Consider the following 22,834-nt stretch of genomic DNA (forward strand, 5'->3'; position numbering starts at 1 on the left):
GGTACGTCAGGACGACGGGCACCCGCTCGTCTGGAGCAGACAACCCAAGCGTAGTTCCCGTCCCTCCGCCGGTATGAGCCGGATCAGGTTCAAGGGTCAGGGCTGCGGCCCTATCTCAGCCCCCTGAACGGGGCCCCCCTCGGAACGATTCGAAAGTCTGCGCTCGCCGCGCCTTTGTCAATCGCCCCGAGAAACATACTCGCCGGAGTGAATGGCCGTCCGTCTCGAAGCGACCCTCGCGCCGGCCGGATCGCGGCTCTTCCGGTTCAGGCGGTTATTCCACCATCGACCGTAGTCTCGATTTTGATCCGCAAGGACTGTTCTTTATTGGCGTGACTTTCGCGGGACGTGAAAACAGTCATGGACAATGGAGCCTTCCCGGCCGGCGGCGCGTTATCGATCCTAATGTCCCCTCCACGGTCAGGCTGGTGTTTCATGAACAAGCTTATTCTCGCATCCGCCGCTCTGCTCGGCGCGGTCGCATTCCTTCCGGCCACGGCCGAAGCGCGGAGAGGCGGCGGAGGCGGAGGTATGAGCCACGGCGGCGGCCATGGCGGCCACGGTCACAGCGGCGGAGGCTTCGCACGCGGCGGAGGTGGCAGTCTCGGTGCTTTCGGCGGCCCTGGAATGGGCGGCGGACGCGGACATGGCGGAATTGCCCACGGGCCGAATGTCGGCGGTGGTGGCTTCGGCGGCGGCGGCCACCACCATCACTACGGCCATGGCTACAATCGCGGATATGGGCGGGGCTATGGCGGCCTTGGCCTCGGGCTGGGCCTCGGGCTGGCGGGCGCCGGGATCGGCTATGGCTATGGCAGCGGGTACTACGGCAACGGCTACGACAACGGATATTACGGCGGCGGCTATGCGCCGGCCTATTACGGTGGCGCCGTGGAGGTCCAGCAGGATGTCGGCGGATCCGACCAGGACGTGGCCTACTGCATCCAGCGCTTCCGCTCCTACGATCAGCGGTCGGGCACCTATCTCGGCAATGACGGCCTGCGTCATCGCTGCCCGCAGTAACGCTCGTCGTCCGGGCGCGATCGCCTGAACCTCATCAATTCGAGAAGCCCCGCGGCCCCCGCCGCGGGGCTTCGTTGCATCCGGGGGCGGCCGTTCGCTCGGCCGAGGAGGGACGACGTCGAAGCCCAAGGCCCTGTCACCGGCATCCAGAACCCGTGTCCACCTCCGAAACGGCGCATCTTCCGGTGCCGGGCGGCATGGCGTAACGCCCTATCATGATGGCTTCCGGTCCACTCCTCGCTCCCGACGACATCGCGCATGTCATTCAGATCGCGCTCGCGCCCGCCTTCCTGCTGACGGCGCTGGCGACGCTGCTAAACGTCTTCTCCACGCGCCTGGGGCGGGTGGCCGACCGGGTGGATGACGCCGCCGACCGGCTGCAGAAGGCGGATGCGGACGAGGCCGCCCACCTGTCGTACCAGTTGGCCTATCTGCGCCGGCGCTCCTTCATGCTCGACGTGGCGGTGGTCCTCGCCTCGCTCGGCAGCATCATGACCGGCATCGCGGTGCTGACGCTGTTCGTGGGGGCCTTGCGCGATGCCGCCACGGCCTCCGTCCTGTTCGGCTGCTTCGGAATCGCCCTGGTCTGCACGGTGGCGGCCATCGTCGCCTTCCTCATCGAGATCCTGATGGCGGGCCGCCGAGTCCGGGACGAAGTCGACCGCCAGACGGTGGAGGCCTCTGACCGTGAAGCGGGCGGACCAGAGATCCCCCACCGCTCGCCTCGACCGGGGCGGTCTTGACTGGGGCCGGCGACCTCACGTCCGGGCGGGCGTGTCGCCATGCGTGTCGAGCCAGCGCACGGCGCCGCTGAGGTCGAAGCCCCGCTCCCGGCCATAGGCCAGGAGGTCATCGCGGCGCAGACGCCCCGCCAGCACTTCGGACAAAGCCCACAGGGTCAGCGAGCGCGTGCCGCTGCGGCAATGGGCGAGGACCGGGCCGGGTGCGCTCTCCACGGCCTCGCGGAAACGCGCGATGTCCTCATGGGTGATGCCGGGGCCGGTGACGGGGAGATGGAGATAGGCGAGCCCCGCCGCCTCGGCCGCCGCCGCTTCGGCAGCGCTGCCCAACTGGTCCGGCTCCTCGCCTTCGGGACGGTTGTTGATGAGCAGGGCAAAGCCCTTCGTGGACAGGTCCGCGATCTCCGCCTCGTTCGGCTGGCCGGCGACCGACAGGCGGGGCTCGATGGGCGTGATCGTCATGGGGCCTCTCTCGTTGGCTGCCTTCGCGCCGTGCGGCTTCCGTTTGCCGGGGGAGGGCGCTCCGCCGGGGACGAACGGGGCATGCTCATTCCACCGCACCGCCCATCGTGAACCCGCGACGGGGCTCGTCCGTTTCCAATCCGATCCCTCAACCCGCCTTCAGGACGACCACCATGGCCGATGCAAGACAGATCGTCGATGCGCTCGTACGCTCACGCAAGGGCGGGATCGCCGCCACGGCCGCCCTCGGCGGCCTCGCCCTCGTCGCGGGTCTGGCGCTGCGCGCACTCCGTCCCTCCGCGGCGTCCGAGACCCCCGATCTGAGCCAGGTCGGTGAGGACGAGGCGCGCGTCATGCTGCGCGCCATGGTGGCCGCGACCCTGGCCGACGGCATCGTCGACCAGCAGGAGCGCCGGCGCCTCGACGCGGCGGTGGAGGCGGCCGGCATCGACCGGGATGGCCGCGCATGGCTGGAGAAGGAGCTCACCGACCCGGCCGAGATCGACGAACTCGCCGAGCGCGTGGAGTCGCCGGAGCAGGGCGCACGCCTCTATGCGGCGGCGCGTCTGGCCATCGATGCCGATACGCTGCAGGAGCGGGAGTTCCTGAAGCGCCTCGCCGAGGCCCTCGACGTCCCGCAGGACGTGGCCGCGCGGGTCGATGCCGGGCTGGAGGCGGCCTGAGACCGCAGCCGGATCACTTCCCCACCCATTCGTGCCCGGCCACCAGCGCCTCCACCGAGCGCGTCCAGGTGCCGGGCTGGTCGGTGGAGCCGGTGCCGAGCGCCCGCTGGACCATGACGCTGTCGCTCCAGCGGCCGTACTTGTAGCCCACCGCCGGCAGCAGGCCGACGCGGACGAAGCCGCAGGCCTCGTGGAGCCGCAGGGACGCCTCGTTCTGCGCGTCGATATAGCCGATCATCTGGCGGTAGCCGCCGGCGGCGCAGGCCTCGATCAAAGCCGGCAGCAGGCGCCGGCCGATGCCGGCGTTCAGGTGCTCGTGATGGACGTAGATCGAGTGCTTGAGCGTGTAGCGGTAGGCCGGCCGTTTGCGGAACGGTACGGCATAGGCATAGCCCGCCACCACCCCGTCGCGATCGGCGACGAGGTGGGGCAGACGCTTCTTGCGCATGGCCTTGCGGCGGCGCTTGAGGTCGTCGGGATGGAGCGGATCCTCCTCGAAATCGCCGACATCCCCCACGCCCCGCCGGATATGGTGAGCGTAGATCGCCACCATGGCCGGCACGTCCGGATCCGAGGACGGCCGGATGATCACTTCGGGATCGGAGGCGGTGGGCGGCCCGTCCGGACTCACGGGCGGTTCTCGCGCATGACGTAGGTGTAGAACCTGATCGTCCCGTCGGGATCGACGTTGCGGAACACGCCCTGGATCTCGGCCTCGAAGCCCGGGAACAGGTTCGCCGAGCGTTCGAACATCTTGAAGTAATCCAGCATGGGTTTCGCCCGCTCGTCCAGTCGCTCGCCCGGCAGCACCGTGCCGATGCCCGGCGGGTAGACCAGAAGCAAGGTCGTCGCCACACGGCCCTCGGCTTCCGCGATCGGCACGTAATCGACGTTGTTGCGGGTGAGCTGCTGCACCGCCTCCTTCGGGGTCATCACCATCTCGGGCAGGTGCCCCGGCTCGAACTGCTTGCGCTGGAGCGTGCTGGTGCCGTGCTCGCGGTGGAAGGCGTGGAAATCCGCGCAGAGGTCGCGCAGGCGCACGCCCTTGTAGCGGTTCGGCCGGCGCCGGACGAATTCCGGCATGGCATCCTCGAGCGGCACGTTCTCGTCATGCAGGCGCTTGAACGCCACGAGGCCGGAGATGAGCGTGCCGGCCTTGGAGGATTCGACGCCCGGCGTCAGCAGGAAGAGGAGCGAGTTGAGGTCGTTCTTCTCCGGCACGATGCGGTTTTCACGCAGATACTGAGCGACGATCGGGGCCGGTACGCCATGATCGGCATATTGCCCCGTGCGGCGGTCGAAGCCGGGGGTGAGCACGGTGAGCTTGTTCGGGTCGGTCATGGCGTAGTTCGGCGCCACATGGGTGAAGCCGTGCCAGGCGGCACCGGGGGTCAGCTCCCAGTATTTGGCGTCGCTGGCGAGCTCGTCCGTCGAGACGCTCTCCCACGGCACCTTGCCCTCCGGGCCCTTCACCGTGTCCGGCACGAAGGGGTCGAAGAACCAGCGGCGCAGGGGATCGCCCTCCTTCTCCTCGAATTCGCGGCGGATGGCGCGGACCTTCTTGCGCCATTCGATGCCGAGCCGGATCGTGTCGTCCCACAGGACGACGCCCGAGCGGCCCTTCATCATCTGCGCGCCGACATCCAGCGACGCGAAGAGCGGGTAGAACGGCGAGGTCGAGGCGTGGACGAGGAAGGTCTCGTTGAAGCGCCGGTGCTCGATGCGGCGGGTCTGGCCGCGGATATGGCTGTCCTTGGTGTGGATCTGCGAGGCCTGGGAGAAGCTCGCCAGCTGCTTGTGGGTGGATTGGGTGGCGATGATGCCCGGCGAGGTCTCGTCGAGGCCCTTCAGCCCCATGGCGAAGCGGCCGGCGAAGAGCGGGTGGAACTTCATGAAGCCCGCCCAGGCCTCGTCGAACAGGATGTAGTCGCAGAGATGCCCGATCTTCTCGAGGATCATCTGCGCGTTGTAGATCGTGCCGTCATAGGTGCACTGCTCCACCACCGCGACGCGGAACGGGCGCTCGCGCTTCCAGGCCTCCTTGTCGGTGACGAGGGGGTTGGTGCGGATCTTCTCGCGGATGGCCGCCTCGTCGAGGGCCTCGTGATACATCGGGCCGATCAGGCCGAAGCAGTTGCGGTCGGTCTCCAGGAAGACCGGAACCGCGCCGCCGAGGAACAGGGCGCCGTGATGGGCCGCCTTGTGGTTGTTGCGGTCGAACAGGACGAGATCGCCCTCGGCCACCAGGGCCGAGAGCACGATCTTGTTGGAGGCCGAGGTGCCGTTGAGGACGAAATAGGTTTTTTCCGCACCGAAGATGACGGCGGCTTCCTTCTGCGCCTTGAGGGCGGGGCCCTCGTGGACGAGGAGATCGCCGAGATCGAGCACGGAATTGTCGAGGTCGTCGCGGAACACCGCCTCGCCGAGATGCTCCACGAAGATGCGCCCGATGGGGGAGCGGTTGTAGAAGATGCCGCCGTTATGGCCGGGGCAGGTCCAGAGCTGGTTGCCCTGCTCTGCGTAATCGACCAGCGCGCCGAAGAAGGGCGTCTTCAGGGTCTCGGCATATTGCTTGACCCGGCTCACGAGGCCGCGGGCGATGTAGTCCGGGGTCTCTTCCGCGAGGAAGATGTAGCCGTCGATGAAGTCGAGCACTTCGACGGGGATGTCCTCCAGGCGCTTGCGCCGGACCATGATGACGATGGGCATTTCCAGCCCGCGCTTCCGCATCAGGTTGATGAGGGCGGCGGCCTTGCCGTCGAGTCCGCGCTTGCCCCAATCCACCACCATGCAGCCGATGGCGGCATCGGTCTGGACCGCGATGGCCGCGTCCTCCACGCGGCGGGCGCGGACGACCTCGAAGCCGAGCTTTTCCACCGAGCCTATGATCTGCTGGACGCGCACGCCCTCGAGATCGTCCGGGTCGAAGTTCGGCGCGCACATGAGCACGGTGAAGCGGCGAAAGAAGTCCATGCGGGGGAAGGCTCCGGTGGTCGGATGAATCGAGGGGGGTGTGGGCGCGTTCGCGTTCCGGATCAACCAGGCCGGCCGGCGAGACTGAGCCGGCGGATGACGAGGTAGACGGCGAGCGCCGCGAGCGCGCCGATTCCCAGCGCGAGCAGTGACCCATTGTCGGATTCCGAAAAGAACAGGCCCTTGGTGTTCATGCCGAACACGCCCGTCACCAGGGTGGGCGGCAGGAACAGGGCCGTGAGGATCGACAGGGTGAAGAGCTGGCGGTTGGTGAGGGCGGTGGTGCGGGCGGCGATCTCGTCCTGCAGCAGGCGGCTACGTTCGGACAGGACATGCATGTCGCGGTGGAGGGAATCGAGGCGTTGGACCACCCGCGCGGCCATGGCGCCCACCGCTTCGGGCAATTGATCTCCCTCCGTGCCGGCTTCGTCCTCGAGCCGGTGGAACACCGCCCGCAACCCGGCAAGCTGCCGGTGGGAGCGCACGGATTGGCGGCGGATCGGTCCCAGGGGCCTCGGATCGTCCGCCTTGGCCTCGTCGAGCATGTCGTCCTCGATGGCGTCGAGGGAGGAGGACAGGCGCTCGGCCGTGGCGGTCAGCGCCTCGACGGTGCTTCCGACGAAGCGCTCGAGCAGCTTGGCCGGGCCGGGGACGATGGCGCCGGACAGGACCGCGTCGCGGGCGGCCACCGCGCAGGCCGTGGCGTGGCGGCGGCCGCTGACGAGGAAGCGCGGGCCGAGGATGCAATGGAGACGGCCGTTCGGCTCCTCGCTCGACGAACCGTCGAAGGCGCGTTCCCGGTCGGCGATGACGAAACCGGCATGGGGGCCGTCCACGACGACGCGCTGATGCTCGTCGCGGGCGAAGGTCGCAGCGGCGAGCCGGGCCGGGCCGAGGCGTCCTTCGAGGATGAGCGCCTCGGTCCGCGCATCGACGAGGTCGACATGGAGCCAAACGAAGCCGTGATCCGGGTCGTCCAGCGAGGGAATTCCGTCCCCCGGTCCGACCTGGCGTCCCCGTCCCTCCGCGTCGAAGGTGAGGGCGAAGATCAGCCCCGGGAGGGGGGATTCCTCGATGAGAAGGTGCTGCATGGTGCGGTCGCGGCGATCATGGCCAGCAAAATGCCGGCTCACTATCGCGCTGGATCGCAACGCTGGGCGACACTGTGATGACGGAGGGACACCTCCGCCGATCGATGCTCGGCCTGCGGGTCATGCGATCCGCAAGAGGGGGCGACGACGATTGGCTATCCTCAGCGGGTCACGACGCCCTTGTCGGCTTCCTTGACGCTGCCGTCGGCTTCCTTGCGGTTCAGGCCCTTGTCCGCTTCCTTGCGAAGCACCTCAGCGAAGGCGGTGGCCTGATGTCCGACGAGAACCTTCATGTCGGCCGGAGCGACGGTCCAGATGACGGCACCGATGAACACCGTCGCGGCCATGCCATAGGCGAAGGTTTCCATGATGCCGAGCCAGCCAAGCAACAACGGGATGCTGCTCACGATCAATCCGATGAAGGAACTTCCGGTCAGAAAATAAACGGAGAAGAAGGTGATGACAGCCAGGCATATGGGCTTGACGAAACGGACGATAAAGCGTTCCATTGCATTTTATCTCCTATTGCAGAGTTATTTCAAGAACTTTTCTAAGTTGCGATCAGTTGTTTGTTACGTATCGACAATGGGATGCGCCTTATAATTCGGTCTATTTCGTTTTCTGACCGCTCAAGTATCTACAAAAATCGTATCGATTAAATAAACGCCGCATACCAGAAGCTGAGGGAGAGTCCAGCGATTCTCGGGCTTTCGGCGTCGGATGCTGAATTCTACGAATCGAATAAGGAATGTGGTGCCGTTGCCGACGGGGGTCGCCATACTGTCATGCAGCTGTGATTCAAGCGTTCGGATGATTCCCATTCATCAGGAAGGCAATATCATGGACGGCACGCGCGCCGGGACTCGTCCTTTCGATATCGAGGCTATTCGCCGAGAGATGGCGGACGATTTCGATGAAGAGCTCGAGATGGAGCTCGAAGACGAGCGCCTCGAGCAACTCGTTAGCGAAATCGATGCCAGGCCTCGTCTGCCCACCATGGACCGGAAGATCTATTTCCGGGAGCTATTCCGACTGCAACACGAGCTGGTTCGTCTTCAGGATTGGGTGCAGGCCCAGAAACTACGCGTGGTTGTGATCTTCGAGGGGCGGGATTCGGCCGGCAAGGGCGGCGCGATCAAGCGCATCACCCAGCGTCTCAATCCCCGCGTCTGTCGCGTGGCTGCGCTCCCGGCTCCTAACGAGCGCGAGCGTACGCAATGGTACTTCCAGCGCTACGTGGCGCATCTGCCGGCGGGCGGCGAGATCGTGCTGTTCGACCGCTCCTGGTACAATCGGGCCGGCGTCGAGCGCGTGATGGGCTTCTGCACCCCGGACCAGTACGAGGAATTCTTCCAGTCCGCGCCGGAATTCGAGCGCATGCTGGTGCGGTCCGGCATCATCGTGCTGAAATACTGGTTCTCGATCACCGACGAGGAGCAGGAGCTGCGCTTCAACATGCGCATCCACGATCCCCTGAAGCAGTGGAAGCTCTCGCCGATGGACGTCGAGTCCCGCCGCCGCTGGGAGGATTACACCAAGGCGAAGGAAGTGATGCTCGCCCGCACGCATATTCCCGAGGCGCCCTGGTGGGTGGTCGAGGCCGTGGACAAGAAGAAGGCCCGCCTTAACTGCATCAGCCATCTCCTCACCCAAATCCCCTATGGCGACGTGGAGCACCCGCCGGTGCATCTGCCCGAGCGCATGCGCCACGAGGATTATGCCCGCCAGCCGGTGCCGCAGGAGATGTTCGTCCCCGCCCTGTTCTGACCATGCCGGGGGCGCCGCTCGGCCGGACGCGGTTGCCCAAAGCGGCCGGGATGGGCAAGACCCGTGTCGGACGGGCCGATTCTCGGCCGGTCCGGCATGGGACCCCCGCATGAGCGCCACCGACGAGATCCTGTTCGACACCGATGAGGCGGGCATCGCCCGCATCGTTCTCAACCGGCCGCAGGCGCGCAACGCGCTGACCTTCGCGATGTATCAGGGCCTTATCGACCTCTGCGACAGGATCGAGGCGGACGAGCGGATCAAGGTCCTCGTCATCACCGGCGCCGGCGAGAAAGCCTTCGCCGCCGGCACCGACATCGCCCAGTTCCGTGATTTCTCCAGTCCCGAGGATGCCCTCGGCTACGAGCGCTTCATGGACAGGGTCCTGGGCGCGCTCGAGCGTCTACGCGTGCCCGTCATCGCCGCCGTCGCCGGCGCCTGTACCGGCGGCGGGGCCGCCATCGCCGCCTCCTGCGACCTGCGCATTGCCACCCGTGACGCCCGGTTCGGCTTTCCCATCGCGCGGACCCTGGGCAATTGCCTGTCGATGTCCAACCTGCGGCGCCTGTCCGGCCTCATCGGTCCCGCGCGGGTGAAGGACATGATTTTCACGGCCCGCCTGTTCGGCGCGGAGGAGGCGCTCGCGGCCGGCCTCGTCGGCGAAGTGGTGGAGGATGCCGCCGCCCTCGCCGCCAGGGCGACGGAACTCGCGGCACAACTCGCCGGCCATGCACCGCTGACCCTGCGGGCCACCAAGGAAGGCCTGCGCCGGCTCGACGCCGAGGCGGAGGCGGAGGGTGAGCGCCCCGGCGATGACCTCATCCTGATGTGCTACACCAGCGCCGATTTCCGCGAGGGCATGGAGGCCTTCCTGGCCAAGCGCCCGCCGAACTGGACCGGCCGGTAAAGCGCTGTTTCGAGCGCCGTCCCGATGCGGATGTGGGCAGCGTGACACACCGGACGGGGAAAGCCGCTGGTCGCCCCGCTGCCTCGGCTCGGTTGCAGCCCTGTCATGCTCGCCGTGATAGAGCACGAGCGGGGACGGTCGCCCTGGGACATGCTTTTTTCCGAGGGATGATGCTCCGCTCGTTTCCTCTCGCGGCCGCCGCAGCCCTGTTGTCGGGCCTTGCCGCGTCGGGCGCCCACGCCCAGACCGCCGCCGAGATCGCGGCGCGGCAGGCGCGCCTGGCCCTGGAGGGGCTCGACATCGGCTCGCCGCGCGGCGCCGGCGGCGATCCGCAGACTTCGGTGGCGCAGTCGGTGACCTCGGCCAAGCCTTCGGCCAACCTCAACACCTCGATCCAGGACCAGCTCGGCCCCTATGGCGATCCCTACGGCCTGCGCTCGTTCCTGAAGACCAAGGGCATCGAATACAGCCTCACGTATATCGGCGAGAGCTTCGGCAATGCGACGGGCGGCGCGCGGCGCGGTGCCATCGTCGAGGGACGCCTCGACGTCCAGTTCGATGCCGACCTCGAAAAGCTGGTGGGCTGGCACGGGGCGGCCTTCCACACCAACCTCTACCTCATCCACGGCACCGGCCTGTCGCGCTACTACGTCAACAATTTCATCACCGTGAGCGCCATCGAGGCGCTGCCCTCCTCCCGGCTCTACGAGCTCTGGTTGGAGCAGAAACTGTTCGACGGCCAGTTCAGCCTCAAGGTCGGTCAGATCGCGGCCGATACCGAGTTCGCCGTGAGCCAGACCGGCACGTTGTTCATCAACTCCACCTTCGGCTGGCCCAACATCATGGCCGAGGTGCTGCCGAGCGGCGGGCCGATCTATCCCCTGGCGGTGCCGGCGATCCGCGCGAAATACGTGCCCAACCAGAACTTTTCCCTTCAGGTCGGCCTCTTCGACGGCGATCCGGCAGGGGCCTACCCCAGCGATCTCGATCCGCAGCGCCGCAACCGCACCGGCACGAACTTCCGCACCGGCGATCCCGCTCTGGTCATCGCGGAGGTCGCCTACGCCTACAACATCGCGCAGGGCGATGTCGGCGATCCCGGCACGGTGACGCTGGGGGGGTGGCACCATTTCGGCCGGTTCGACAGCCAGCGCTTCGACACGGCCGGGCGCTCGCTGGCCGATCCGTCCACCACCGGCATCGCCCGACGCTTCCGGGGCGACAGCGGCCTCTACGGTATCATCGACCAGACCATCTACCGCGAACCCGACGATCCGAACGACGGCGCCAGCGTGTTCCTGCGCGTGTCCGGGGCGCCCTCCGACCGCAACATCGTGGATTTCTACGCCGATGCCGGCATCGCCTATAAGGGTCTCTTCAAGGGACGTTCCGACGACACGATCGGGGTCGCCTTCGCCATCGCGCGGATCTCCGACGCGGCGCGCGGTCTGGACACCGACACGATCCTGCTGGCCGGGACGAACATGCCCCGGCGCAGCAGCGAGGCGGTTATCGAGGCGACCTATCAGGCCGTGCTCGGACCGGGCGTGACCGTGCAGCCGGACGTTCAGTACGTGTTCCGTCCCAGCGGCGGTGTGCCCAACCCGCGCGACCCCAACGGCACCCGCATCAAGAACGCCGCCGTGTTCGGCGTGCGGGCGACGGTGCGTTACTGAGAGGCATCGACAGGGCCGGTGTGCTCCGGCCGTCCGAAGCGTCCCTCGGCACGAGGCGAGGAGGGGATGACCGACGTCGTCTAACGAAGCGCGTGCTCGTCATCGGCATTGACGCCGTCGATATCGGCTATCGACACCATCTGTTTGATGAATGGTGCGCCGCAAAATATATCCCTCTCATGCAACGGGGCATCGGCCCCGGAACACCTGAGGGATCCTCGTCATGACCGTTCGTAGCCTTGTCCTCGCCGCTCTCGCCTCCGCCACCCTGGTCGGTACCGCGACCGCCGACGAGCGCATCACCGTCACCCCCACGCTCTATCGGGAGCAGGCCCGCGTCACGGCCGCCGTGCGTCCGGCCTCCGAGCTGACCACCACGCCGTCCCTGACCCCGCGTGCTCCCGCGACCCGGCGCATCGTCGCCGAGATCGTCGACCCCGCGACCCGCTAAGGCGGTTCCCGTGAGCGGGGCCGGAGCAAAGGCGTGCATCAACGCTCCATGGGGTCTGCCCCATGGAGCGTTTTGCTTGTCGAGCCTACCGAATTCGGGTGTTCAGGCGCTGGCCTGGCTCACGAACTTCGTCGTCAGATAGGCCTCGATCGCCTCCGAGCCGCCCTCGCTGCCGTAGCCGGAATCCTTGATGCCGCCGAAGGGGGTTTCGGGGAAGGCGAGGCCGTGATGGTTGATGCCGAGCATGCCGCTCTCGACCCGGGCGGCGATCTCCGTCGCGCGGGTGGCCGAGCGGGTGTAGGCGTAGGCGGCGAGACCATAGGGCAGCCGGTTGGCCTCGGCGAAGGCGGCCTCGTCGTCGGAAAAGCGCTGGACCAGGGCCACGGGGCCGAACGGCTCCTCGTTCATGATCCGCGCGGTGAGCGGGGTCTCGGCGAGCACGGTGGGCTCGAAGAAATGGCCGCGGTTGCCGATGCGCTTGCCGCCGGTGCGGAGTTCCGCGCCCTGCGCCACGGCGTCGGCCACGAGGGATTCCATCGCCTCGCGCCGGCGGGCATGGATCAACGGTCCCATCTGGGTCTCGGGATCGAGCCCGTCGCCGACCCTGATGCCCTCTGCTTGCGCCACGAACCCCTCGACGAAGCGGTCGTAGACGGAATCGTGGATAAGGAAGCGGGTCGGCGCGACGCAGACCTGCCCGGCATTACGGAATTTGTTGGCGCCGAGCACCGAGACGGCCTTCTCCACATCCGCATCGGCGAAGACCAGGGCGGGGGCGTGGCCACCGAGCTCCATGGTGATGCGCTTCATGTGGCGCCCGGCCAAAGCCGCGAGCTCCTTGCCCACCGGAGTGGAGCCGGTGAACGAGATCTTGGCGATGACCGGATGCGGGATGAGGTAGGACGAGATCTCGGCCGGATCGCCGAAGACCAGGGAGAGCACGTCACCCGGCACCCCGGCATCGAGGAAGGCGCGGACGAGTTCGGCGCAGCTCGCCGGTGTATCCTCCGGCCCTTTCAGGATCACCGAGCAGCCGGTGCAGAGCGCCGCCGACAGCTTGCGGACGGCCTGGTTGATCGGGAAGTTCCAGGGCGTGAAGGCGGCGACAGGCCCCACCGGCTCGCGCAGAACCATCTGGGTCACGCCCGGCACGCGGGCGGGGATGACGCGGCCGTAGGCGCGTTTCCCTTCCTCGGCGAACCAGTCGATCACGTCGGCGGCGGCAAGCGTCTCCACCCGCGCCTCGGCCAGCGGCTTGCCCTGTTCCAGCGTCATCGTCCGGGCGATGTCGTCGACGCGCGAACGGAGCAGATCGGCGGCCCGCCGCATCACCTTGGCGCGATCGAAGGCCGCGACCCTGCGCCATTCGGCGAATCCGCGACGGGCGGCCTCCAGGGCACGGTCGAGATCGGTGCGCGTCGCCACCGCCACGGTGCCGATGGCGTCGCCGGTGGCGGGGTTGAGGACGGGGATCGTCTGCGCGTCGGAACCGGGCGTCCAGGCTCCTGCGATGTGAAGGGTCACGTCCGTGTCGGTCATCGGCGGCTCACGCTCTCGAAGGAGCATGGGTTGTCCGCCCTTCGCGCCAGCGCCGCAACCCTTTGTGCCGCAACCCTCGGGAGCGGTCTCAGGCGGCGATGCGGACCCGCGCCTCGTCGGCGCCCTTCACCGTCACCGTGCCGCCGCGCGTCGCCTGCAGCGTGCCGCCGCGCGGGATCACGATCCAGCCTTCCTTGCAATCGTCGATGGGCTCGGAGACCACCACGAGGCCGGTCTCGGTCTGGCGGTAATAGAGGCTCGGCGGGCGGCCGTCGCAGGCCCAGCGATAAGCCGTCAGGGTCTCGCCGTCCGTGACGACGGAGGTGAAGCGCAGGGCCTCGGTGATTCCGGCCGCCTGCATCAGGTCGCGGACCGTGGAGAGGGTTTCGGCCATGGCGCCGATCGGGTCTTCGGCGAGGCCGTTGGCCAGGGCCAGGAGGAAGATCGCCTCGGAATCGGTGGTGCCGCGCCGTGCTTCGTAGAGCGCGTCCGGGATCAAGGCCTCGATCCGCCGCTTGATGCGATGGTAGCCGCCGATCTGGCCGTTATGCATGAACAGGTGTCGCCCATGGGCGAAGGGGTGACAGTTCGCCCGCGTGGTGGCCGTGCCGGTGGAAGCGCGGACATGGGCGAAGAACATCCGCGCGCGGACCTGCTGGCAGAGGTTGACGAGGTTCTCGTCCGACCAGGCCGGGCAGACGTCGCGATACTGGCCCGGATCGGCCCGCTCGCCGTACCAGCCGATGCCGAAACCGTCGCCGTTGGTCTCCGTCTTCGCCTCGGTGGCGTGCAGCGACTGATGCACCAGCGAGTGCGTCGGGGCGCAGACGAGATCGGTCAGGAAGACCGGATCACCGCTATAGGCGAGAAAGCGGCACATGACTGAGCAACAACCCCCTGTTTCGGCACCCCTCCCCGGATCGGGAAACAGAAACCGTTCCATGATCCAGCTTGACGGTCGTTGAACTGTAACATTCGATCTTTTGCGGTGAACAGATCGTTAATGCATCGCAGCATGCCTGAACCTTGTGCGTCTGCGCGGACGATGCGCAACCGTGCCCGATTTCGTGCATGCCGGTATCGTAGACGGCCACCATGCCCGCTTTGAGGCGGTTCCCGATCTTTCATTGCGGGAGGCGCATGGCCGTGGCGGCGCATCGTACCCTTGCCGATCCCGGCCCGGCGGCGCAGCCTCGGCATCATCGAATCATCGACCGGGCGCAGGACGCCCCGCAAGGCCGGCATCGTGCCTGGCCTCATTCCTTGGAAAGTGACCTCATGGATCGCACAACCCGCTCGACCGACGGCGCTGCATCACGAGCTCAGATCGATGGCCCCGTCGCCCTGGTGGTGGAGGACGATGCGGCGGTCCGCGACCTCGCCACCGCCATCCTCGAAGAAACCGATCTCGACGTCATCGCCTGTGACAGCGCCGAGGCGGCCATCGGCGTCCTGGAGCGCAAGGGACTGAACGTCGCCCTGCTCTTCGCCGATGTGCGCCTCGGCGGGGCCATGGACGGCATCGCCCTGGCGCGGACGGTGGAGCGGCGCTGGCCCGACGTGCGGATGGTCCTGACCTCGGGCTACGACGAGCGCGGTACCGGCCGCCTGCCCGAACAGGCGGTCTATATGCAGAAGCCCTGGCGCGCCCTCGACGTGCTGGTGGAGGCGGAGCACGCATCCGCTGCCGTGGGCATCGCCTGAAACGACACGACGCCCGCGCCGCTTCCGCGGCCGGGCGTCGTGTGAGATCGAAGGAGGGCCGGTGCGAGACCGGCCGCTCGGCCTTACGAGGCGACGTTGGTCGAGGGAGCGGCGCTCGGAGCGAACGGCGAACCACCCGGACGACGCGGCGCACCGGCGCCGAAACGGGGCTTCGGCTTCGGAGCGGCGATCAGGCCCTCACGGATGGCGGTCTTGCGGGCCTGCTTGCGGGCGCGGCGGACGGCCTCGGCCTTCTCGCGTGCCTTGCGCACGGAGGGCTTCTCGTAGGCCTTGCGCTGCTTCATCTCGCGGAAGATGCCCTCGCGCTGCATCTTCTTCTTGAGAACACGGAGTGCCTGGTCGACGTTGTTATCGCGAACGAGTACCTGCAACGGACTTGATCCTTTAGAGACGTATGTTTGTCGGACGGCGCCCTCTCCGAACGCCCCCGCCTGTCCGACGAGGGCAAACCGCCAATAGCCCCATACCCTGGATCGCTCCAGGGAGGGACCTGTGTGTGACGGTCTCGAATCGACGCTGAAAACTCACTTGGGGCAGGCTCATACACCAAGCGGACACGAGTTCCAACCGCTCTCGGTTAAATCCTGAGCCGGACCCGCATCCTCATGCGTGCGACTGGATGAAGTTGCGCACGAGCGGGTAGGTCTGCCCCTCCCACTTGCGGCCGGTGAAGACGCCGTAATGGCCGACGCCCGCCTGGAGGTGGTGGCTCTTCATGTGCGGGGGCAGGCTGCTGCAGAGATCGTGGGCCGCCATGGTCTGGCCGACGGCGCAGATGTCGTCGCGCTCGCCCTCCACGGTCATCAGCGCGGTCCTGCGGATGGAGCGCATGTCGATGGGGTTGCCGCGGTAGGTCAGCTCGTTCTTGGCGAGGGTGTAATCCTGGAACACCGTCTGGACCGTCTCGATGTAGAACTCGGCCGCGAGGTCGAGGACGGCGAAATACTCGTCGTAGAAGGTCTCGATCTGGTTGGCCTTGTCGGTCTCGCCGTTGGCGAAGTGCCAGAACAGGTCGGCATGGCTCTGCTGATGGCGCTTGGCATTCATCGAGACGAAGGCCGAGACCTGCATGAAGCCGGGATAGACCCGTCGGCCCGCCCCCGCATGGCGCTTGGGTACGGTGGCGATGAGATTCTTCTCGAACCATGCGATCGGCTTCGAGGTGGCCAGCTTGTTCACCGAGGTGGGGCTGATCCGGCAATCCACCGGCCCGGCCATGAGCGTCATGCTGCGCGGCGGCGCGATGTCCTTCGACTGGGCCATGACGGCGGCGGCGGCGAGCGCCTGGACGGCCGGCTGGCAGACCGCAACGACATGCGAGCCCTCGCCCATCGCGCCGAGGAACTGCACCAGGTGATCCACGTAATCGTCGAACCCGAACGGGCCGTCGGCCAAGGGCACGTCGCGGGCATTGTGCCAGTCGGTGATGTAGACGTCGTGGTCGGCTAGCAGGGTGCGCACCGTGCCGCGCAGCAGGGTGGCGAAATGGCCCGAGAGCGGCGCCACCACGAGCACCTTGGGCTGCTCGGTATCGATGTCCTTCCTGAAGCGCAGCAGCGTCCCGAACGGCGTCGAGAACGTCGCCTCCTCGATGACCGGAACCTCGCGGTTGCCGACCCGGATGCTGTCGATGCCGAAAGCGGGGCGGGCGAAGGTCAGCCCGGCGCGCATCATCATCCGGGCGCCGGCCGACCACCAGTTCATCGGAGCCGCGTTCCCCGAACCGACCCAGGGCGATACGGCATCGTGGACGAGCTTGCCCCAGGAGCGGGTGCGCTGGGCGAGGTCGGACTGCACTTCGAAGGCATCGTAGAGCATGACGCTCGAACTCCTGCGCGAACGATCGGATAGCGAACCATTCGCTGTGTCGTGCACGGCCGCCGGATCGTCTCAGGACGGTCGTTCACGGCCCGCTAGGCTGAGCCACGGTTGCGCACAACGCAATCGGCCCACAATACGATCTGTAATAAATGTTGTGAGAATGCACCACTGTCCCATCCTCGTAACAGGAAAGGATTATCTCCTGGGGCGGGTGGTGGCTCGGCGCGGCACGAGACTTGGATATCCCCAGCCATCCCGGGCCGAGAACTCCATGGACATTCGGGGATAACGACAACAGGGGATGGACATGCCGGTCGCTACGCTCACGATCTCGAGCCGGAACTACTCCTCGTGGTCGCTGCGGGGATGGCTGGTCTGCCGCATGGCCGGGCTCGACTTCGAGACCGAAGTCCTGTCCGGCGACGACGCATCCACGCGGGCCGAGCTCCTGCATCTGTCGCCGTCCTTCCTCGTGCCCCGCCTCGTCCATGGCGAGATCGAGGTCTGGGACACCCTGGCCCTCTCCCAGTATCTCAACGAGACCTATCCGGATGCGGGCTTCCTGCCGAAGGATCCCGTGGCCCGGGCGCGCTGCCGCTCGATCTCGGGCGAGATGCATGGCGGGTTCATCAACCTGCGCTCGGCGCTGCCGATGAACCTCCGGGCCCGTCACACCGATTTCAAGATCTTCAACGGAGCCCGGGGCGATATCGAGCGGATCATCACGATCGTCGAGGATTGCCTGTCGCGCTACGACGGCCCGTTCCTGTTCGGCACGAGCCCGAGCCTGGCCGATGCCATGTTCGCGCCGGTCTGCACCCGGTTCCAGACCTATGACGTCCCGCTGCCGCGCAAGGTCGCCGCCTATCGCGACACCATCCTCGCCTGGCCGCTGATGGTGGAGTGGACCGAGGCCGCCGCCGCCGAGCCCGACGAGATCGAAGAACTCGACATGGAGTTCTGAGGGGCCGGCCCCCCCGGCCGACAATCCGAAATGCCCGGATGCGAAAATCATGGGGCGACCGGTGCTGCGGCCCCGTGGTTCGGCATCGGGGCCGCGCGCGGCGGCGTTGCTTGAGCGACGGCGAGGGGCAGGTCGATGCGGGCCACGAGGCCGCGGGGCGCCTTGTTCGACAGGCTGAGTCGTCCGCCATGCCCCTCCACGATGGCGAGCACGATCGAGAGGCCGAGGCCGAAACCGCTAGCCTCGTCGAGATTCCGAGTCCGGTCCCCGCGCACGAAGGGCTGCACCATGGCGTCGCGCTCGGCCTCGGGGATGCCGGGGCCGTCGTCGGAGACTTCCAGCGCCACGCCCTGTTCGGATGGATGCATCGTCAAGCGCGCCGAGCCGCCATACTTCACCGCATTGTCGACGAGGTTGACGATGGCCCGCTGCAGATCGTCCGCCCGGCCGCGCACAAGGACGTGGCGCGTCTGTTCCAGGCACACGTCGGCGCCCACATCGGTGAAGCCGTCGCACACGGTCTGGACCAGAGAGGCGAGGTCGACGAGGCTGTGTGCGCCGCCCGCCTGGCCGTCCCGGATGAAGGACAGGGCGGCTTCCACCAATCCGTTCATCTGGTCGAGGTCGCGCAGTGTCATGGTGCGAGCGTGGTCGTCCTCGATGAACTCGGCCCGCAGGCGCAGTCGGGTGATCGGGGTCCGCAGGTCGTGGCTGATCGCCGCCAGCATCTGGGTCCGGTCGTCGATCAGGCGGCGGACGCGCCCGCGCATGGTGTCGAGGGCGCGCGAGACCGCCGCCACCTCCTTCGGCCCGTTCCGGGGCAGGGCCACGAGGTTCATGCCCGTGCCGAAGGCGTCGGCGGCCTCGGCGAGCTTCGCCAGCGGCGCGGTCAGGGCCCGCGTCGCCCAGATCGACATGAGGGACAGGGTGATGCCGAGGAGGACGAAGGTGAAGACGATCGGGCCGGGGCCGAAAGGCGGTCGGTCGTCGTCCGGCAGGGTGGCCCGCAGGCTCGCCCCCGAGGGCGTCACGATGCCGATGCGGGTGCCGCCCCCCGGCTCCTTCCGGCCCGGCGGGGACAGATCGGTGATGGTGAGCGGCCGGCCGAACCCCTCGCGCATGCGCTTGACCATGGGATGGTCGGGCCGCTCGCTCCGCGTGCTGGCGGACGGAGGTTCCGGCGAGGCCGGGGCCGTTTCGATCTGCAGCGAGGGCAGGCTGCGTGCCGCGTCCTGCAGCAAGCGCAGCCGATCCCCCGGCGGAGCGGCATCGAGCAGGCGGACAATGGTGGCCAGCCGGGTCGCGGCCACGCCCGGATGATTGTCCGGGTTCCAAGGTTCGCGCAGCAGGAAGAAGGCGAGGGTCGCCACCGCATGGCTGACGACGATGGCGGCCACGCTGAGGACCGCGATCTGGCCGGCGATGCTGCGCGGCGGGGTGCCGACGAGGCGGCGCCAGCGGCCCTTCGTGGCCGCGCTCATGATCGCGTCACCGCCGGCGTGAACAGGTAGCCGCCCGAGCGGATGGTGCGGATGATCTCGGGATTGCGCGGATCGGCCTCGATCTTCTGCCGGATGCGGCTGATGAGGACGTCGATGCTGCGCTCGAACGGGCCGGCGGCGCGCCCCTGCGTCAGGTCGAGGAGCTGATCGCGCGAGAGCACCCGGCCGGGCCTGAGGCAGAGCGCGTGGAGCAGGTCGAACTCCGCGCCCGTGATGGTGATGCGGGCCTCCTCCGGACTGAGGAGCTGGCGCAGGGAGACGTCGAGGGTCCAGTCGAGGAAGCACAGCCGGCGGGCGCCGTCGTCGCCGGCGGCCTCCGTGGTCGCGCCTCGCCGCAGGATCGCGCGGATGCGGGCGAGGAGCTCGCGCGGGTTGAAGGGCTTGGCGAGGTAGTCGTCCGCGCCGATCTCGAGGCCGACGATCCGGTCGATCTCCTCGGCCTTGGCGGTGAGCATCAGGATCGGGATCGAGGACCCGGCCCGCAGGCGCCGGCACAGGCTCAACCCGTCCTCGCCCGGCAGCATCAGGTCGAGGACGATGAGGTCGACGCGCGCATCCGCCAGTGCCTTGTCCATCTCGCGCCCGTCCCCGGCGAGACTCACCCGGCACTCGTTGGCGCGAAGATAGCGCGCCACGAGGGCGCTGATCTCGCGGTCGTCCTCGACCACGAGGATATGGGGCGTGGCGGAATTCGTCTGCGTCATGTCTCGTCCATCCGGTGGCCGTTTATGACGCCTCGGCGGAGGGATTCGAAGGGGATCGCAAGAGCAGAATTGTAAACGTCTGTTTCGGGCTGGTCTCCGAGATACGTCTGGCACATGTTGTCGGCCGCAAGAGTGCGTCCGCGCGGCCTCTACCGCCTGCGAAACCCGAAATACCCGCCATCGGCGTCGTAGATCACGTCGAAACCGTTGAGGAAGCGCAGGCCGGTATTTACGAAGGGCTCCGGGCGACGGGTGTTGAGGGTCACCTTGCCCGGCGAGAGCGGGGTATTGTCACCCACGACGATGTCGTAGGCCGCCGCTGGTGCGGAGCCTCGTCCGGGGAAGGTGAAGCCGAGGCGGGTGCCGGGCAGGAACTGGTTCCGGCCGTCGTCATCGGTGGCGACGGAGCCGTCCACGGCCTCTCCCGGCAAGGTCAGGTACATCACCGACACGCCTGTATCGACGAGCGCCCGGCCGCAGGCGCCCGGAGCCTGCCCGTTCACCGCGATACAGACGGGCACGCCCTGCCATTCACCGGGAATGTCGGGGTGCGGATCGAGCTTCACGAAGCGGATGTCGCCGCGCGTATTGGCTCCGGTGAGGCCCGCGTGGATTCCCGCCCGCGTCACCACGTAGCCGCGCCGTGCGGGGCTCCTGCCCTCGGGCGCGAGGTTGAGGAGGGCGTTGGTGTCGGGCGTGCTCTGGCTCTGCGAGTCCCCCTCCCGTCCGAAGCCGACGCCCAACATCGCCACGTGGCCGGGCATCGTTTCCGGCGTGCAGGCACGGGCAGTGTCCGTGCACGCGATCTCGGTGACCGCCAGGACGGGGAGAGGCGTGGTGGTGACGCTGGCCCCGTTGCGGCCGACTAGGGTGACGGGCAGCGTTACCCAGCGCCCGATCATGATCCGCCCGGAACTGCTGTAGGTCAGTCGTCCGGGCCGCGAAGGCATCGAGTCGAAGCCGGGGATGCGGCTCGCCGAGACGACGATGCCGGTGGAGCCGGTATCCATGAGCACGGGGCGCACCTCTCCCCCGAAGGACAGGCCGAGATGCGGCGAGCGCGTCAACTCGGCGCCATCCTCCGGCGCGTCGAGATAGGAGAGATAGGTGCCCTGGCGGAAGCCGTCGTAATCCGGCCTGTCGGCGGCATGGGTCGGGTACGCGGTGAGGCTCAAGGCGGCGATCCCGAATGCGAGTGCGACAGGCGAGGCGATCCTCGATTCCCCGGCCCTCTTATGCGCGATGCCGACGCGATCTCCGCGGCCCCTGTTCATCATCCGCCCCTCCCGGGCGACGAAGATGCGGCAGCGGGGCCGACCGGATCATCGTCACTCCATCCGTTCCTCTGTCGAGCTTGGCAGATCGGCGCTTAAGGCACTCTTACGCGGAGGCGGCGACGGCCCGGGCCACCGACGCGATGGTGGCGCTGCGGGCCTCCGACGACGTCCTCGCCCCGGTCAGGTAGACCGTCAGAACGAGGGGAGGCCGGCGCGGCGGCCAGATCACGGCGACGTCGTTGGCGGTGTCGTTCTCCCCCGATCCGGTCTTGTCGCCGATGCGCCAGTCTTGCGGCAGGCCGGCGCGCAACCGCGCATCGCCGGTGCGGCAGCCGACGAGCCAGGCGGTGAGCAGGGCGCGGGAGGCAGGCGACAGCGCGTCCGCCAGGACGAGGCGCCGGAGCGTTTCCGCCATGGCGAGCGGCGTGGTGGTGTCGCGGGCATCGCCGGGGGCGGCCTCGTTGAGGTCCGGCTCGGTACGGTCGAGCCGGGTCGTCGAATCGCCGAAACCACGGATATGACCGGTGAGCCCGGCCGGGCCATCCATCGTCCCGAGGAGGAGGTTCGCGGCGGTGTTGTCGCTGAGCGTGACGGCCGCTTCGCAGAGTTCGGCGATGGTCATGCCCTCGCCCCCCGCCCTCGGCCCGCTCACGGGCGAATACGGCACGACCTCGCGCGGTTCGTAGCGCAGGCGCCGGTCGAGGCCGTCCTCGCCGCGGTCCACCCGCGCCAGCACCGCACCGGCGGCGAGGACCTTGAACGTGCTGCACAGGGGGAAACGCTCGTCCCCGCGATGCGCCGCATGGGCGCCGCTGCCGGTATCGAGAAGGCCGATCCCGAGCCGCCCGCCGCTCGCCTCCTCGATCCGTGCGAACCGGTCGGCGAGATCCCGGCGGAACGCCCCCTCAGCCAGCGCGGGGCCTCCCGCGCCGAACCAGTTCCCCACGGCCCCGGCGGCCGCGCCGAGGGTGAGTTCGCGTCGCCTGATCATGCTCGTCCTCGCCGGGGATCGGTCTTCGATTGAAGCGGAGCGTCGCCGAGCAAGGCGGCGACTTTGCGGTGTCATCCTGGCCGGCGGAATGGGGCTCCGGCTCGTCCGGCCGTCGATTCCTCGCTTCCGGGGCGAGGGATCGGATTGCCTCGCGGGCCGTCGATTCTTATTTCAACCTCTCAGGTGCCGGCGCGATGTCCGACGCGGGCCTCGATCTCGGGAGACGACGATGCAAGGCTCTAAGGACGGCGCGGGCCGCGGTTCGAACCGGTTGTTCGACGATTTCGCCCGGTTGATGACCGATGCCGCCGGAGCGGCGCAGGGGGTGAAGCGCGAGGCGGAGACGGTGTTCAAGGCGCAGGTGGAGCGCCTGATCCGCGACATGGACATCGCGTCGCGCGAGGAGGTGGACGTCCTGCGCGATCTCGTCTCGGCACTGCGCAGCCAGAACGATGCCCTCGCCGCCCGCGTCTCTGTGCTGGAAGGCCGTCAGGGCGCGCAGGATACGCCGCCTGCGCCCGCCACGCCGGTCTGATTC

At 67.8% G+C, this 22,834-nt stretch carries 23 protein-coding genes and 1 riboswitch; of the genes, 10 read left to right on the forward strand and 13 right to left on the reverse strand.

Going from position 1 to position 22,834, the window contains the following annotated elements:
• Positions 1 to 43: 43 nt before the first annotated feature.
• Positions 44 to 150, reverse strand: a riboswitch (TPP riboswitch).
• A 381-nt stretch (positions 151 to 531) separates the two neighbouring features.
• The gene (locus tag ASF34_RS20640) at positions 532 to 1,023 is read left to right on the forward strand and encodes a BA14K family protein (RefSeq protein ID WP_338011541.1); all 492 of its coding nucleotides are present in this window, start codon (positions 532 to 534) and stop codon (positions 1,021 to 1,023) included.
• Positions 1,024 to 1,238: 215 nt separating this feature from the next.
• Positions 1,239 to 1,766 carry a DUF2721 domain-containing protein gene (locus ASF34_RS20645; RefSeq protein ID WP_056164146.1) on the forward strand — a complete coding sequence of 176 codons (528 nt, stop codon included), beginning with the start codon at positions 1,239 to 1,241 and terminating at the stop codon, positions 1,764 to 1,766.
• 15 nt (positions 1,767 to 1,781) lie between these two features.
• Here ASF34_RS20645 and ASF34_RS20650 read toward each other — a convergent pair whose 3' ends face one another.
• Positions 1,782 to 2,225: a TIGR01244 family sulfur transferase gene (locus tag ASF34_RS20650; protein ID WP_056164149.1), complete on the reverse strand. Its 444-nt coding sequence runs from the start codon at positions 2,223 to 2,225 to the stop codon at positions 1,782 to 1,784.
• A 173-nt stretch (positions 2,226 to 2,398) separates the two neighbouring features.
• On the opposite strand from ASF34_RS20650, the gene ASF34_RS20655 reads away from it, so the two are divergent.
• Positions 2,399 to 2,908, forward strand: a complete 510-nt coding sequence (locus tag ASF34_RS20655) for a DUF533 domain-containing protein (protein ID WP_018045532.1) — start codon at positions 2,399 to 2,401, stop codon at positions 2,906 to 2,908.
• Positions 2,909 to 2,921: 13 nt separating this feature from the next.
• On the opposite strand, the gene ASF34_RS20660 is transcribed toward ASF34_RS20655, so the two are convergent.
• From ASF34_RS20660 to ASF34_RS20675, 4 genes are all read right to left on the reverse strand, one after another.
• Positions 2,922 to 3,539 carry a GNAT family N-acetyltransferase gene (locus tag ASF34_RS20660; protein WP_018045531.1) on the reverse strand — a complete coding sequence of 206 codons (618 nt, stop codon included), beginning with the start codon at positions 3,537 to 3,539 and terminating at the stop codon, positions 2,922 to 2,924.
• Positions 3,536 to 5,881 carry an Orn/Lys/Arg decarboxylase N-terminal domain-containing protein gene (locus ASF34_RS20665; RefSeq protein WP_018045530.1) on the reverse strand — a complete coding sequence of 782 codons (2,346 nt, stop codon included), beginning with the start codon at positions 5,879 to 5,881 and terminating at the stop codon, positions 3,536 to 3,538. The genes ASF34_RS20660 and ASF34_RS20665 overlap by 4 nt, the downstream gene beginning before the upstream one ends.
• Before the next feature lie 62 nt (positions 5,882 to 5,943).
• Entirely contained in the window at positions 5,944 to 6,972 is a 1,029-nt protein-coding gene (locus tag ASF34_RS20670; protein WP_056164154.1) for a CorA family divalent cation transporter, read from the reverse strand.
• A 161-nt stretch (positions 6,973 to 7,133) separates the two neighbouring features.
• Positions 7,134 to 7,481, reverse strand: a complete 348-nt coding sequence (locus tag ASF34_RS20675; RefSeq protein ID WP_056164158.1) for a hypothetical protein — start codon at positions 7,479 to 7,481, stop codon at positions 7,134 to 7,136.
• A gap of 331 nt (positions 7,482 to 7,812) precedes the next feature.
• On the opposite strand from ASF34_RS20675, the gene ppk2 reads away from it, so the two are divergent.
• From ppk2 to ASF34_RS20695, 4 genes are all read left to right on the forward strand, one after another.
• Positions 7,813 to 8,739 carry a polyphosphate kinase 2 gene (ppk2, locus tag ASF34_RS20680; RefSeq protein WP_026176236.1) on the forward strand — a complete coding sequence of 309 codons (927 nt, stop codon included), beginning with the start codon at positions 7,813 to 7,815 and terminating at the stop codon, positions 8,737 to 8,739.
• Between the two features lie 109 nt (positions 8,740 to 8,848).
• Positions 8,849 to 9,646: an enoyl-CoA hydratase/isomerase family protein gene (locus ASF34_RS20685; RefSeq protein ID WP_056164160.1), complete on the forward strand. Its 798-nt coding sequence runs from the start codon at positions 8,849 to 8,851 to the stop codon at positions 9,644 to 9,646.
• A 167-nt stretch (positions 9,647 to 9,813) separates the two neighbouring features.
• Positions 9,814 to 11,322, forward strand: a complete 1,509-nt coding sequence (locus ASF34_RS20690) for a carbohydrate porin (protein ID WP_156465795.1) — start codon at positions 9,814 to 9,816, stop codon at positions 11,320 to 11,322.
• 223 nt (positions 11,323 to 11,545) lie between these two features.
• Complete coding sequence (locus ASF34_RS20695; protein ID WP_056164163.1) at positions 11,546 to 11,773, forward strand: hypothetical protein; 228 nt, start codon at positions 11,546 to 11,548, stop codon at positions 11,771 to 11,773.
• 102 nt (positions 11,774 to 11,875) lie between these two features.
• Here ASF34_RS20695 and ASF34_RS20700 read toward each other — a convergent pair whose 3' ends face one another.
• Complete coding sequence (locus ASF34_RS20700; protein ID WP_056164167.1) at positions 11,876 to 13,312, reverse strand: NAD-dependent succinate-semialdehyde dehydrogenase; 1,437 nt, start codon at positions 13,310 to 13,312, stop codon at positions 11,876 to 11,878.
• 88 nt (positions 13,313 to 13,400) lie between these two features.
• The gene (locus ASF34_RS20705) at positions 13,401 to 14,192 is read right to left on the reverse strand and encodes a class II glutamine amidotransferase (RefSeq protein WP_056164170.1); all 792 of its coding nucleotides are present in this window, start codon (positions 14,190 to 14,192) and stop codon (positions 13,401 to 13,403) included.
• Between the two features lie 398 nt (positions 14,193 to 14,590).
• On the opposite strand from ASF34_RS20705, the gene ASF34_RS20710 reads away from it, so the two are divergent.
• Complete coding sequence (locus ASF34_RS20710; RefSeq protein ID WP_056141340.1) at positions 14,591 to 15,016, forward strand: response regulator; 426 nt, start codon at positions 14,591 to 14,593, stop codon at positions 15,014 to 15,016.
• 83 nt (positions 15,017 to 15,099) lie between these two features.
• On the opposite strand, the gene rpsU is transcribed toward ASF34_RS20710, so the two are convergent.
• Positions 15,100 to 15,408: a 30S ribosomal protein S21 gene (gene rpsU, locus ASF34_RS20715; RefSeq protein ID WP_018045519.1), complete on the reverse strand. Its 309-nt coding sequence runs from the start codon at positions 15,406 to 15,408 to the stop codon at positions 15,100 to 15,102.
• Between the two features lie 232 nt (positions 15,409 to 15,640).
• Positions 15,641 to 16,855: a polyhydroxyalkanoate depolymerase gene (locus ASF34_RS20720; RefSeq protein WP_056164172.1), complete on the reverse strand. Its 1,215-nt coding sequence runs from the start codon at positions 16,853 to 16,855 to the stop codon at positions 15,641 to 15,643.
• A gap of 310 nt (positions 16,856 to 17,165) precedes the next feature.
• On the opposite strand from ASF34_RS20720, the gene ASF34_RS20725 reads away from it, so the two are divergent.
• Positions 17,166 to 17,822, forward strand: coding sequence for a glutathione S-transferase family protein (locus ASF34_RS20725; protein WP_056164226.1), 657 nt, complete (start codon positions 17,166 to 17,168; stop codon positions 17,820 to 17,822).
• Positions 17,823 to 17,869: 47 nt separating this feature from the next.
• On the opposite strand, the gene ASF34_RS20730 is transcribed toward ASF34_RS20725, so the two are convergent.
• The 4 genes from ASF34_RS20730 to bla all read right to left on the reverse strand — a co-directional run bounded on the left by ASF34_RS20730 (position 17,870) and on the right by bla (position 22,296).
• Complete coding sequence (locus ASF34_RS20730) at positions 17,870 to 19,303, reverse strand: ATP-binding protein (protein WP_056164175.1); 1,434 nt, start codon at positions 19,301 to 19,303, stop codon at positions 17,870 to 17,872.
• Positions 19,300 to 20,028, reverse strand: coding sequence for a response regulator (locus tag ASF34_RS20735; RefSeq protein WP_018045515.1), 729 nt, complete (start codon positions 20,026 to 20,028; stop codon positions 19,300 to 19,302). The genes ASF34_RS20730 and ASF34_RS20735 overlap by 4 nt, the downstream gene beginning before the upstream one ends.
• A 149-nt stretch (positions 20,029 to 20,177) precedes the next feature.
• Positions 20,178 to 21,203, reverse strand: a complete 1,026-nt coding sequence (locus ASF34_RS20740) for a hypothetical protein (RefSeq protein WP_338011542.1) — start codon at positions 21,201 to 21,203, stop codon at positions 20,178 to 20,180.
• Between the two features lie 205 nt (positions 21,204 to 21,408).
• The gene (gene bla, locus ASF34_RS20745; RefSeq protein WP_156465796.1) at positions 21,409 to 22,296 is read right to left on the reverse strand and encodes a class A beta-lactamase; all 888 of its coding nucleotides are present in this window, start codon (positions 22,294 to 22,296) and stop codon (positions 21,409 to 21,411) included.
• A gap of 229 nt (positions 22,297 to 22,525) precedes the next feature.
• Here bla and ASF34_RS20750 point away from each other — a divergent pair, with 229 nt between their 5' ends.
• Positions 22,526 to 22,831 carry an accessory factor UbiK family protein gene (locus tag ASF34_RS20750; protein ID WP_018045512.1) on the forward strand — a complete coding sequence of 102 codons (306 nt, stop codon included), beginning with the start codon at positions 22,526 to 22,528 and terminating at the stop codon, positions 22,829 to 22,831.
• The last annotated feature ends 3 nt before the right edge of the window (positions 22,832 to 22,834 follow it).

The sequence above is a fragment of the Methylobacterium sp. Leaf106 genome (assembly GCF_001422895.1).
Lineage (GTDB): Bacteria > Pseudomonadota > Alphaproteobacteria > Rhizobiales > Beijerinckiaceae > Methylobacterium > Methylobacterium bullatum.